We start from the raw sequence: 12,656 nt of genomic DNA, 5'->3' as shown, positions 1-12,656 counted from the left end.
TGTAAATAGACCCGTTTTAGTTCCATGCATTTTTTGAGATCCCGGCCAAATAATGGTGCTGTCGGTATTCCTCCGGTGTCATATTGTTCAGTGATTCATGCGGGCGTTCACAGTTATATTCTGACAACCATTTCTCCGTAATTTCCCGCACTTCACTCAGCGTTCTGAACAGATAAAAATCGAGTATTTCTGTACGGTATGTCCGGTTAAAGCGCTCAATAAAAGCGTTCTGCGTCGGCTTACCCGGCTGAATAAATTCCAGTTTTACTGCATGTTGCTCTGCCCATTCAGCCAGTGCCAGAGAGATAAATTCCGGACCATTATCCATGCGTAGCATGACCGGATAGCCGCGATTTGCCGCAATCCTGTCGAGTACACGGACCACGCGCAAAGCTGGCAGATTCAGATCGATTTCAATCGACAATGCCTCACGGTTAAAGTCATCAACGACATTGAACGTGCGAAAACGACGGCCACAGACCAGAGCATCATGCATAAAATCGACAGACCAGCTCTGGTTCAGCGCTTCCGGTGTGGCCAGTGGCGAGGGATTACGCACCGGCAACCGTTGTTTGCCTTTACGGCGAAAATTCAGCTTCAGCAGACAATAAATACGATGGATCCTTTTGTGATTCCACGGGTATCCCTGCCGCCGCAGAACCTGGAAAAGTTTTGGAAAACCGTATCGTGGGTATCGCTCTGCCACTGCCTGCAACGCGACAATAACAGGTTCGTCACGCGTGGTATCCGGACGGTAATGGTAAACCGTTCTGCTCAGGTTCAGACTCCGGCAGGCCTGACGGATACTGAGTCCAAATGTCGTTATCAGATGAGTGACCAGCTCACGCTTAAAGGCTGGTTTTAAAGCTTTTTTTCGATAACGTCTTTCAGCGCCCGGTTCTCAAGGCTCAGGTCGGCAAACATCTGTTTGAGACGCCGATTCTCGTCCTCAAGATCCTTGATCTTTTTAATATCAGAAGCCTCCATGCCGCCGTATCTGGATTTCCAGTTGTAGTAGGTGGCTTCAGAGATACCGGCCTCCCGGCAGACATCTTTAACGGTTCGTCCGGCTTCAACCGACTTAATCACAGCGATGATCTGATGCTCAGTAAAACGGGCTTTACGCATAGCGCTCTCCTTCGTTGGCAGATTGATTATGCCGGATGAGCTCTAAATGTGAATGGCACGATTATGCGGGATACTTACATAATCAGCTAAAATATCGCGTGATTTTTGAGTTATATTTACATTCAGAGCTATCAGGTTTAGCTCAACTTTCTTCTTGTTTCTGTTTTTCTGGGTTGCCCACGCGCCCTTAAATTTCCTGTCAAACAACTCAACTGAATCAGGTAAGTGCAGGTTGTTTTTTCTCCAAATGAAATAACTGGTATAACACCAGGCCATGACTTCTTCTGGAGACTCACCGCAAATTCGATTTAAACCTATTGATGTATTATTTTTAAGATAATCTTTCAGCCATGAACCAACATCTACTTTACTTGATCTTACATCTCTGAATAAATCATGACCATCCAGAAGGTTAGCCCATTCAATGCCTCTGTCTTTGATGAAATCATTTTGTGTGGTGAAAAATAAAGGCCAGTCATTAATACATCTACGCATGGCATCAACTCTTACATTATGGCTTGGCTGTAATAATTCCGGTGATAAAAAATCGGCATTATGCTCAACTTTATTTTTCTTCAGCTCCTCATAGAGTTCACAAACCAGCCATAAGCTCGCCCGTGGATCATTTCGATACCACTCTGTATCACTTTCAGATGGAAACATCCCTGAATAAAGGCGATCTGTTTCAGAAAGAAAGGCGTTAATATTATTTTCGGGTGTGTTAATACTCCGAAGATAAATAGTGACTTTTTGCTGATATGAACGATAGTCGTTTTCACTTGCCCCGGCAGGAGGATGATAAAAATTCTTATCTAATGCCTCCCGTAGTCGTTTCTCCAGATGCTGTATCCTACTCCGGTCATTGCCCGTTAACTTAACCATACTACCCCCATCCATAAATCACTACGTGATTTCACGTAAATTAAAGAAGTTTTAGCATGGTTTCAGTACGAATTTCAATCCATTTCACGTACATGAACTCGGGGGAAATAGGATTTTTGTGATGTGAATTACATTGTCTTTTTGTCTCTGTTAACAGGGTGGTGGTCACTTTTTTATGTCACTGCGTTCACTGTCAATGCTGAGAATCGTGTTCACCAGAGACTACTCCTGACGCTTTGCGCATCTGGCTGGGCTCCCCCCTTCTTTATGATTAATTTACAACAGCCCTTGATCCCCGGCAATGATTCATTTCCAGGCGATAAAAGCATTAATAATGCGTCGACTTCCCGGTAAATAAATACCTATGTGAATACGGGGAGCAGATCAAAGGTCAATGTACCTCGCTTTTTTTACGTATCAGCCCGGTAGATATGTCGGAGCAGTGGTCGTTATCAAACATCACTAATCCGGCTGACCTTTCTTAACCGGAGATACAAATCATGACTACCCGCCCTTCACTGACCGAAGACCAGTTCGTTGACATGGCATTTATCACTAGTCTGCTGCAAATGACAGATAAGTGGATTTATAAGCTCATTAAGGACGGAATCTTTCCCAAACCAATCAAGCTGGGGCGAAGCTCCCGATGGTTAAAAAGCGAAGTCGAAAACTGGCTACAGGAGCGAATCGACCAGTCCCGTAAATAACCTCCCGCCAGACTAACCCCTCAGCAGAATAATAACTATCCGGTTGCTCCGGAGGTTTTCTGCTGTCTGTCATTTAAGCCAGAAGGAATATGAACTATGAAAGATTACAAGCCTCGTTACGAAGAGCTTTATAAATATTATCAGGTCTGGTTGACCGATTTTACGAAGCTGACGGTCAGATCGGGTATGTGTCACCAGAATATCTACCACCATCATACCCTGACGGTTGGCAGCCTTAAGTTTCCGGGAGAGGAAGAGGTTATTGCTATTGTTCCCCAGTGCCTGCACCGGATTATTTATGGCAGAGCAGCAACCCCACTGACTGTAAATGATGACCTGAGCGTCAGTTTATTTACCCAGGAACACTTGCTGGCTCACCATCCCATGCTGGAGGGGATTTTGCTGTCTGAGTGCGTGCGGTTAAAACAGCATCCTCTGGCAAATAAACTCATCAGTTTGTTTCGGCAGTTCAGCGGTAGCGAGCTGCGTCTGAAGCTGGTCTGGCTATGCTGGTACGATTTGATGCTGGGTAATTGCCTTGATGACTGGACCGACAACCTTAGGTTCAAAAAAGACAAGGAGATGGATATCTGGATCAATGACCGGCAGGCTGAAAACCCTGCGCTGACCAGTCTGATGGACGAGTATGTCTGCTTTGCATGGCGGACGACAGCGGAACCACTGAATTAGGCTTCATCCATAGTCATGCAAGGAATTTGAGGGTTATTGGGGAGTGAAAATTAATTTAGGTTAATTAATATAATTAATAGGCACTCCCTTTTTACAACCATTCCTCAATCCATGCAGTTCCCCCAGCCATGGTCCTTCCTGAAGGCCTGATGCTTTCCACCAACTGGTCCTCGCCAGCACTAAAGAAATTCATCCTATGCAAAACAAACAACGATGGGAGCCAGACTGGTTTCTACAGTCACTCCTGAACAACCATATCGACAAACTGGTAGAGCGCTATTCCTGCCTGCGGGCACTCCGAACAGATCTGTTTTACCAGGATCATACCGCTAAGTTTTTCCTGCGGGATCACCGGCAGCTCGAAAGGGATGTCAGAAAGCTGATGAACCGTATGGTGCAACTCGAAGTAGTAGTCGGTTTCTTCTGGGTTATCGAATGGACAGAAGACCATCACTACCATGCCCATGTCGTGTTCTGGCTGGATGGTAGTAAAACTCAGAATACCTATTCCTGGGCACAGCAAGCCGGTTTGTACTGGAGTGATATCACTAACAGGGAAGGCTGGTATCACCGATGTGAGTTTAAAGAGCATTACGAGGCCAATATCAACATTCCGGTACGTTACAGCGATCCGGACAGTATCACCAACATCCGACAGGTACTGGCGTATATGACCAAAATTCAGCAAAAGCATGGCCTGCTACTCTACGGCTGCAACGAGGTCCCTGCACGCCCATTAACCGGGAGACCCCGTAGCAGCCAGTCACTCTGACTTTTTTACGTCAGTACCTCATAGTGTGAAAACTAACAGACAGTAATGACATCCAGCACAGACTTAGCCCTCTTCTGATATTTCTTAACTGACCTGCCATTCACATCCAACCACACTGCTCGTACCGGGACGGCTGACCCCTGCGTGTCGTCTGGCGGTAAGGAACAATACTATGTACACCAAATCCTTTCTCGCTCTCGACGGTAACGGTGGTCTGAACGATGCACGTACCGAGCAGACAGCCCCTTATGATCGCGATACCTGCCACCTCTGCGGTAGTGCGCTGCAATGCTATCCTGAGTACAACAGCGAATGCCCGTGGTTCGAACACACCGAAACGGGTCTCACCAGCAATAGTCGACAGCATTGTTCCCATGCCAATCCGGATACCAGTGAACAGCAACTGGTCAGACGGTTGCAGCGCCTCCTGTCCGATGCCACTCCCAAGGTGAGTAAAGCCGACTGGCAATGCATACAATGCAAGACCAATTACTATGGTGAGTGTTACTGCCTACCCTGTGATACCGGAGACTTCAGCCAGTCAAAATGGGTGACATCATGAGAATGTTTAAGTGTTTCTCCCCACCAACGCACTGGGTATTTATATCACCACTGATAGGCCCTCAGTAAAGGAGCCAGAATCTGGAGCTGCATATCATGCGGCTCTGGACTCATCCTTTAGGTGGGCTCACAGCATGAAGTGCCGTTGTTTGAGCACGACAAGCAAGCAGCTTTGAACTACGCATACCGGGAACCAGAGGTAAAAGTAAATTTGAAGGACAAGAAACTGAAGACCATGTTGTTGTCACCAGCGGTAGTGGATTTGGTGAAATCGGCCACTGGCGCATCACAAGGAAAAAGAACTTTGCCGATGTGAAAATCCCAGATGCCCCCAAACCGAAACGGTGCTGTGAGCACTGGGAGAAACGCACTGAAGTGAACACCTCAGCGCTAATAGCGACGAGTTGCAGGTCGCCAGCCCCTTTAAAACACAGACTATGCTTAACAAATCGGTCATCAACAATGACAAACGCGTTAATGCAGCAGCCGCTATCCAATATCTGTCGTATTTTCTTTACCAAAAGACTCTTTTTTCTGGGAAATTTGCCGCCAACCCTGCAGTCTGGGCAAACTTTTACGACGGGGTTATTCAGCAGAATACCGTCGTCAACATGCCACTGCCAGAACTTATCGCCGGGCCTCGCAGCCGCTAATTTGAAATTTATGGCGCAACAAGACGCCAGCTGGAATCAGGTCTTATCAATTTTGTACAAAGTTCGTAGTCTCTTGAAAGTAGGATTCTTTTTACATAAGCAATCCTGTGTGTGGGCCCTTTCCCCTTACTTTTTATTTCTGTTATGACTTACTGGCAACGAATTTAGACCATGACCTGTCCCATTGATTAATTCGTCGTGCTAACAGCTATATGTAATCTTGAGAGCGGGTCAAGAAGTCTGATTACTGATATAAAGAGTGTTAAGCAAATATCTAAAGAATGATCATATCTAGCGTGAATTTAGATTAAACATATGCAAGGAACACTGGGAAGATGGCTACTATTCATTTAATAGCAGGTACTGAAGGGGCAAAACGCAATGTTGTTCTGATACACGGTCTGGGTGGCCATTACCGTAAAACCTGGACTGCCGGAATGGATAAACGTCAGTTCTGGCCTGAATGGTTACAGCAGGATGATCCGGATCTGCGAATCTGGGCTGTCGAATATGAAACCAGTCTCCTGACCTGGTTGCAACCCGACATGGGCTTGAAGGATCGGGCTCAGAACATATTTAAATTGCTACTTCTGCAGAATGACATCACTCGCGGAGAAGTTATTTTCATCGGTCACAGTCAGGGCGGATTGCTGATTAAACAAATAATCCGGCTTGCCTGTGACCGAAAGGATGAGCCTGAGGTCAGCGTACTGCTGAATAGTATCACCGCCGTTGCCTTTCTTGGTACCCCCCATCAGGGTTCTGATGTCTCGAGTTTAGGTAATTCCTTACCCGCAAGATTGCTGGCATTTGCCTGCCTCGGAGGACGACCGTCAGCCATGACGGCCTATCTTTACCGTAACAACCCCGATTTGCGCGAACTCAACGTCTGGTATCGCAACTGGGACCGCACCTTTACCGGTAAGCGTCTGGTCCTCGGCGAAAGCCGAAAATTATACGGGCTTGCTAAGATTGTCAAACCAGACAGTGCCGACCCGGGAATCCAAGCAGAGATGGTTATGGTCGATGCTGATCATAACGGGATCTGCAAACCTGATTCGAGGCAGAATGAGGTGTATCAGCATGTGCTGAACTTTGTTAAGTCGGCGAAAATCACCCCACAGCACTTCTGGCTAATGAAGCATTTTGGCAGTCAGGTCAGTGGCTGGCGCGGATACCAGAACTGGTCAGGCGCTACGCAAGACGTTGACGGACGTTATATTATTGATGATAAGGTCAAGTTCAGCGATGCGAGTATCGATGCTGGCAGGAAAATCACGGCTGAAGAGATGCTGGACTCGATCAGACAAAAGCTCGCTGTGCCCGGTGCGGTACTCCGCTTGGTCGGACTGTCTGGGGTCGGGAAGACCCGCTTTGTACAGGCCCTCTTTGAAACAAACATCGGTCGGGCAGCTCTCTCCCCCGACACTGTTTTTTATACTGATGCCGGAGGCCAAGCGTTTCCAGCTCCAGATGTTCTACTGGAAAAACTCAAATCCACGGCCCAGGAGGCGGTGGTTGTCGTCGACAACTGTGCCCCGGCCTTGCATAACTCACTGAACAGTGTGTTAAACGCCGATCCTGGGCCTGCGCGTTCCCGTCTTCTGACCGTGGAGTATGATGTTCGGGATGATATTCCTGATAACACCGATGTTATCTCGATGGAGGCCGGCTCCGGAGAACTGATTGAGGCCTTAATATCTGGCTATTTCCCTGACATCAGCCAGGCTAGTCGAAGTACCATTGCAGAATTCTCGGGAGGGAATGCCCGTGTTGCACTGGCGCTAGCTGCCACCATCGGCCGGGGAGAGAATATTTCCAGACTGAGGAGCAGCGAGCTGTTCAGCAGGCTCTTTAATCAGCGGCACGATACTAGCCCGGAGTTGATGCAAGCTGGTTCACTTCTCTCGATAGTGTATTCATTCCGCTTTGCTAACGGGGACGGATACAGTGAAGAACTGACCGATCTGGCCTGCATTGCCCACCTTCATCATGACAGACTTTATGCCTGCGCGCGTGAAATTCAACGGCGGGGACTGGCTCAAGTTAGGGGAGACTGGATGGCCATTCTTCCGCACCCCATTGCAAACGGACTCGCACAGCGAGCACTGGAAGACATTCCAGCCACACAGATCCTATCGGTTCTGGCCCCAGATAAAAATGAACGTCTGTTCAGATCGTTTACACGTCGGCTGGGTTATCTTTCGGATTCCCAGGAAGCGGCAGCCATGGCTGGTAAAATGCTGGCTTCTGACGGCATATTTGACAGGATGCTCGCCCAAGGAAAGGACCACTACACTGAAATCTTTTCCCTGATTGCCAATGTCGCCCCGGTAGCCCAAGAGCAAACACTGGGGTTTATTAAACGAACAGGTGACCTGGAGCCAGACGGCTGGTTCTTTACGCGTGACAACCTGGCATTTACCGTGATTACTCGTCTGTTACGCTCCCTGGCTTATGAGACTCGCTATTTTGAGCAGTGTGTCTGGCTGCTGTGCCGCTTTGCCGAAAATGAGAAGACAAACGAAAACAATGCCTCCAGTACCGACCTTCTGTGCACCCTGTTTCATATCCATCTGTCCGGCACCCATGCACCGTTAGCAATGCGTCTTAACATCATCAAAACACTGCTTCTCGAGCAACGCACGGGTCTGGCATTGCGTCTGTTAAATAGTCTGCTGAAAACATCGCATTTTACCTCATTTCAGGGCTTCGACTTTGGGGCTCAGGTTCGTGACTTTGGATATCTTCCTCAGACGAGGAACGACTACGAGGGCTGGTTCTGCAGGGTACTGGACTTTCTCATCGCTACCTATACCAGGCATCCGGAGCTATCCCGCGATACGTGCGGGATAGTGCATAGCTGGTTCAGATCGTTATGGAAAATCAAACCCGCACAGCCCCTACTTGTCACGTTGATTAAAATGCTCGTCGGCACGCCGGGTGATGAGGCATTGTGGACGACCGTCAAACAGGCCATTCATTTCGACGCCGAGAAACAGACCGAAGCAGAACGGGAGACTCTGCAGCAGCTCGAACAACTGACCCGGCCGGACACCCTAGCACAGAAACTCAACATCTTTATTTTTTCACAACAACAGAGTTTTTATGGCCTCGGGGAAAAGGATGTGGACGGGGAAAATCACACTTCCGGATATGACGTTGCTCAAAGAGAGGCAGCCACCCTCGGCAGGAACGTTGCATCCTGCTCGCCAGACCTTAGGGACAGCATTATCTGCCGTGCCTTGCTTGAGGACAGCGAGTATAGACAAATGATGGAATTTTCGACTGCGCTGGGCGAAGAGATTTCAGACCCTCATGATTTCTGCAAGAAACTTAACCCCCTGGTAGCCCGGCTAGGCGCAGATAATATTAAAAATGTGTTTCTCTGTGGTGCGTTAAGGGGAGTTTATCGCCAGGCTCCCGCACTCTGTCATGCCGTTCTGGATGCTTGGATGCACATGCCTGAGATGGAGAAGCACTTTGCAGTAATACAGGCGCACATACCGATGGATGCAAACAACATTGAGCGAGTTATGCGCCATCTTGAGGACCCGGGAAAAGATGTGAGTGGCTACCGAATATTAACCAGTGGCATGCGGCATGCCATGATCCCCGACAGTTCACTCATCGAACTCCTACAACTGATGTGGCGCCATCACAATGGCCCTTCCACTGCGTTCGATATCCTTTCGATGCGAGTTCATGATGACGGTCGCGACGGCTATGTCTGCAGTGAGCCTCTGCTTGAGCTCGCGCGTGGGTGGATCTGCGCCATCATCTATGGGCATCCGGTACCGACCAGCGATATTCCCACAGATAACATCTCTGCGATCGCGAAACGTGCATTTCAGGCGTGTTCTGCTGAGCAGGCTCGCGACCTGCTGGCAGCCATTGTCCGGTCATCAGAACGCTATACTCTGCATGATTATGACTTTACCGAGGTGCTCGGCCTCATCTGTCACTACCAACCGCAAGTTATTCTTGACCGCTTATGTCCTGCACCCGGCGTCATTGATGAAGCCTTCCATGACGTTGTTTCACAGCGGTCTTACAGCAAAGCCCAGCCTCTGACGGTACTGCCACTGGCAGTCACAATGGCCTGGTGTCAGCAGGATCCTCGGACCCGCTATCCATGCCTGGCAACACTGATTTCTCCGTATGAAAAATCCGGGGAGCATCTCGTGTGGACCGCCCTGGCCAACGCCCTGATTGCAGGAGCTCCTTCACCCGAACCGGTGCTATCGGGCTTGGTGCATAATGTCTCTGCAGATGACGACTTAGGCTCCAGAGCAGTCTGTGCAGAGGATAAATTGGCATTACTCGCTGAGCTTCGCAACAGCGGAAATCCGGAGCTTGCGCTTGCAGCCTCGCGGATAATGGGCGAAGTGCAAGAACGGTTCGACAGCGACCAACAGAGGAGCGCGAGACTAAACAGAAGGGATAGTGAACGGTTCGAATATTAATGCAGAATAGCTCCCCTCACTATGAAGTGTGCTTTACATCATAAAGCCCGCAATGCGGGCTGTTTTGGTGAAAGTAATTTTCGGCTAATTGGACGCCACCACATGTAGTACAGCCCTTTCCGAATAGCCCTTTACCATAATTTCCCTACTTCACGCCTAAGTGAAACTTACCTTTTTATCTACAGCAATATCTGAATTTGATGTACAGACGTCCATGGTCGAAGCCCCACCAACTTGATAAACTCTCTCGTAAATTCTTACGGGGCAGAAACTATTTGGACGATTGTGTCGTCACCTCTTTGCCGCGTTACATGCATTGTTTTCACCGGACACCATATGGCTATCAAGAAGAACGAACTTTACACCTCCCTTTGGGCGAGCTGCGACGAGTTGCGTGGCGGAATGGATGCTTCACAGTACAAAGACTATGTGTTGACCCTACTGTTTATGAAGTACGTCTCTGACAAAGCTAAGGGCAACCCTTACGCGATGATTGAAGTGCCGGAAGGTGCAAGTTTCGACGATATGGTTGCTCTCAAAGGCAACAAAGAAATTGGCGAAAAAATTAACAAAACCATCAGATTACTGGCTGAAGCTAATGACCTGAAAGGTGTTATTGACATCGCCGACTTCAATGATGAGGACAAGCTGGGTAAAGGCAAGGAGATGATCGACCGCCTTTCCAAGCTGGTGGCAATATTCGAGGGGTTGGACCTCTCAGCCAACCGCGTTGATGGAGACGATCTGCTGGGTGATGCCTACGAATATTTAATGCGTCACTTTGCTACAGAGTCAGGTAAATCAAAGGGGCAGTTTTACACCCCGGCAGAGGTATCACGCATTTTGGCGAAAGTGATTGGTATCAGCAAACAGACACCACAGTATGCTACCGTTTATGACCCTACCTGTGGTTCAGGCTCACTGTTGTTGAAAGCCAGTGACGAAGCCGGTCCGAAAGGACTGACCATTTATGGCCAAGAGATGGATTATGCAACCAGCGCACTGGCCCGCATGAACATGATCCTACATGACAACGCCACCGCTAAAATCTGGAAAGGTAACACTCTGGCCGATCCACACTGGAAGGATGGCAACGATAATCTGAAAACCTTCGACTTCGCGGTAGCCAACCCCCCTTTCTCCAACAAAAACTGGACCAGCGGGCTGGATGCTTCGAACGATCAATTTGACCGCTTTGTCTGGGGGACACCGCCAGAGAAGAACGGCGACTATGCTTTCTTGCTGCACATTATCAAAAGCCTCAAAAGCACAGGTAAAGGCGCAGTGATCCTGCCTCACGGCGTTCTGTTCCGTGGCAATGCTGAAGCACGTATTCGTGAAAACCTACTCAAGCAGGGCTATATCAAAGGCATTATTGGCCTGCCTGCTAACTTGTTCTACGGCACGGGTATCCCGGCATGCATTATTGTCATCGATAAAGAAGATGCTCGACTCAGAGCGTTCAATGCTAATGGCGAGAGCCAGCAAGGCATCTTTATGATCGATGCCAGTAAGGGCTTTATTAAAGACGGCAATAAAAACCGCCTACGTGCCCAGGACATCCATAAAATTGTCGATGCGTTTAATCGCGAGCAGGAAATCCCTCGCTTCAGCCGTCTGGTACCGCTGTCAGAAATTGCGGCTAACGACTTCAACCTCAATATCCCTCGCTATATCGACAGCAGCGATCCGGAAGATCTGCACGATCTTTCTGGCCATTTGGCTGGTGGCATTCCCGATCGCGATATTGATGCTCTCAGTGCTTATTGGAAAATTTTCCCGACTCTACGTCAGGAATTGTTCGAACCTGCCCGGCCTGGTTACAGCAATGCACGAGTCGAAGCAAGTGAAGTGAAGGCCACTATCCTAGCACACCCAGAATTTACCGCATTCAAAGCGGGAGCACTGATACCCTTTGAAAAGTGGTTTGCAGGTTGTCAGCTTGAAGAAATTGCTCGCGGTGATTCACCGAAACAGCTAATTGAAGAAATTGGCGAGCGACTTCTCGCTGCCTATGCTTCTGAAACCACCTCTGATGTACCGCTGCTAGAGAACTACGCTATCTATCAGTTGCTAATGGATTACTGGATGGAAGTGATGCAGGACGACGTTTATGTCTTGAGCCAGGATGGTTGGCAAGCAGGTAAAGTGCTACGTGAGCTGGTTGTGGAAAAAGGCGAAAAACTCAAAGAAACGCCCGATCTAGTCATTGGTAAGAAGAAGTATAAGGCTGAACTATTGCCGCCAATCCTTATAGTAGCTCGCTATTTCACTCCCGAGCAGCAGGAGCTCGATCAACTACAAATCGCTTATGATGAAGCAGTTCAAGCGCTGGGAAGCTTCCTTGAAGAAAACAGCGGTGAAGATGGACTACTAGCCGATGCGATGAATGATAAAGATAAAGTGACTGCTGCCAGCGTTAAGACGCGGCTTAAAATTACTATGGATAAAGAAGAAAAGGCCGTACTAAAAACCGCTCAAGCATTATTCGATGCTGAAACTAAAGCTAAAAAAGCGTGTAAAGAGGCACAAGAAAAGCTGGACATCGCAGTGTTTTCTCATTATCCAAAGCTTACTGATAACGAGATAAAAATTCTGGTAGTACAGGATAAATGGAAAGCAAGCCTGGTTAGTGCTCTGGAAGCAGGAATAGAGCGTGTCACACAGCGGCTAGCCAAACGCGTCAAAGAATTGGAGGAGCGCTATAGCGTAGCTTTGCCCGCCCTTACTCAAAATGTTACTGAACTAGAGGCAAGAGTTGCAGCTCATCTCAAGGCTATAGGCTTGGAGTAAATAG

The 12,656-nt window shown here is 48.4% G+C and carries 9 protein-coding genes; 7 read left to right on the top strand and 2 right to left on the bottom strand.

Features of this window, described 5'->3' with window-relative positions:
* Positions 1 to 16: 16 nt before the first annotated feature.
* Positions 17 to 1,128 (bottom strand): IS3 family transposase gene (locus OGW16_RS04705; RefSeq protein ID WP_218710987.1). Its coding sequence is split into 2 segments (ribosomal slippage): positions 17 to 867 and positions 867 to 1,128, totalling 1,113 coding nucleotides; the frame shifts between segments, so codons are not numbered across the junction.
* 42 nt (positions 1,129 to 1,170) lie between these two features.
* Positions 1,171 to 2,010, bottom strand: a complete 840-nt coding sequence (locus tag OGW16_RS04700; protein ID WP_286517995.1) for a hypothetical protein — start codon at positions 2,008 to 2,010, stop codon at positions 1,171 to 1,173.
* Between the two features lie 500 nt (positions 2,011 to 2,510).
* Here OGW16_RS04700 and OGW16_RS04695 point away from each other — a divergent pair, with 500 nt between their 5' ends.
* From OGW16_RS04695 to OGW16_RS04665, 7 genes are all read left to right on the top strand, one after another.
* A complete protein-coding gene (locus tag OGW16_RS04695; protein WP_004108780.1) occupies positions 2,511 to 2,717 on the top strand; it encodes a helix-turn-helix transcriptional regulator in 207 nt (68 codons plus the stop codon).
* A 96-nt stretch (positions 2,718 to 2,813) separates the two neighbouring features.
* Positions 2,814 to 3,407, top strand: a complete 594-nt coding sequence (locus OGW16_RS04690; protein WP_286517991.1) for a hypothetical protein — start codon at positions 2,814 to 2,816, stop codon at positions 3,405 to 3,407.
* 196 nt (positions 3,408 to 3,603) lie between these two features.
* Complete coding sequence (locus tag OGW16_RS04685) at positions 3,604 to 4,179, top strand: YagK/YfjJ domain-containing protein (RefSeq protein ID WP_038981694.1); 576 nt, start codon at positions 3,604 to 3,606, stop codon at positions 4,177 to 4,179.
* A 172-nt stretch (positions 4,180 to 4,351) separates the two neighbouring features.
* Positions 4,352 to 4,741 (top strand): putative zinc ribbon protein, encoded by a 390-nt coding sequence (locus tag OGW16_RS04680; protein WP_265192693.1) that lies wholly within the window; start codon positions 4,352 to 4,354, stop codon positions 4,739 to 4,741.
* Positions 4,742 to 5,177: 436 nt separating this feature from the next.
* Positions 5,178 to 5,393, top strand: coding sequence for a hypothetical protein (locus OGW16_RS04675; protein WP_064157025.1), 216 nt, complete (start codon positions 5,178 to 5,180; stop codon positions 5,391 to 5,393).
* Between the two features lie 335 nt (positions 5,394 to 5,728).
* Complete coding sequence (locus tag OGW16_RS04670) at positions 5,729 to 9,859, top strand: esterase/lipase family protein (protein WP_286517989.1); 4,131 nt, start codon at positions 5,729 to 5,731, stop codon at positions 9,857 to 9,859.
* 336 nt (positions 9,860 to 10,195) lie between these two features.
* Positions 10,196 to 12,652 carry a type I restriction-modification system subunit M gene (locus OGW16_RS04665; RefSeq protein ID WP_265192697.1) on the top strand — a complete coding sequence of 819 codons (2,457 nt, stop codon included), beginning with the start codon at positions 10,196 to 10,198 and terminating at the stop codon, positions 12,650 to 12,652.
* The last annotated feature ends 4 nt before the right edge of the window (positions 12,653 to 12,656 follow it).

The sequence above is a fragment of the Citrobacter sp. Ce104 genome (genome assembly GCF_030334595.1).
Taxonomy (GTDB): domain Bacteria; phylum Pseudomonadota; class Gammaproteobacteria; order Enterobacterales; family Enterobacteriaceae; genus Citrobacter; species Citrobacter europaeus.
The sequence above is the reverse complement of the archived record's forward strand: the minus strand, read 5'-3'. Positions and strand labels throughout refer to the sequence as shown.

What these genes read in the sequence shown, in the direction of transcription:
- OGW16_RS04670 (WP_286517989.1), top strand. Translation starts at nt 5,729, where the DNA reads ATGGCTACTATTCATTTAATAGCAGGTACTGAAGGGGCAAAACGCAAT.
- OGW16_RS04690 (WP_286517991.1), top strand. Translation starts at nt 2,814, where the DNA reads ATGAAAGATTACAAGCCTCGTTACGAAGAGCTTTATAAATATTATCAG.
- OGW16_RS04675 (WP_064157025.1), top strand. Translation starts at nt 5,178, where the DNA reads ATGCTTAACAAATCGGTCATCAACAATGACAAACGCGTTAATGCAGCA.
- OGW16_RS04680 (WP_265192693.1), top strand. Translation starts at nt 4,352, where the DNA reads ATGTACACCAAATCCTTTCTCGCTCTCGACGGTAACGGTGGTCTGAAC.
- OGW16_RS04685 (WP_038981694.1), top strand. Translation starts at nt 3,604, where the DNA reads ATGCAAAACAAACAACGATGGGAGCCAGACTGGTTTCTACAGTCACTC.
- OGW16_RS04700 (WP_286517995.1), bottom strand. Translation starts at nt 2,010, where the DNA reads ATGGTTAAGTTAACGGGCAATGACCGGAGTAGGATACAGCATCTGGAG.
- OGW16_RS04695 (WP_004108780.1), top strand. Translation starts at nt 2,511, where the DNA reads ATGACTACCCGCCCTTCACTGACCGAAGACCAGTTCGTTGACATGGCA.
- OGW16_RS04665 (WP_265192697.1), top strand. Translation starts at nt 10,196, where the DNA reads ATGGCTATCAAGAAGAACGAACTTTACACCTCCCTTTGGGCGAGCTGC.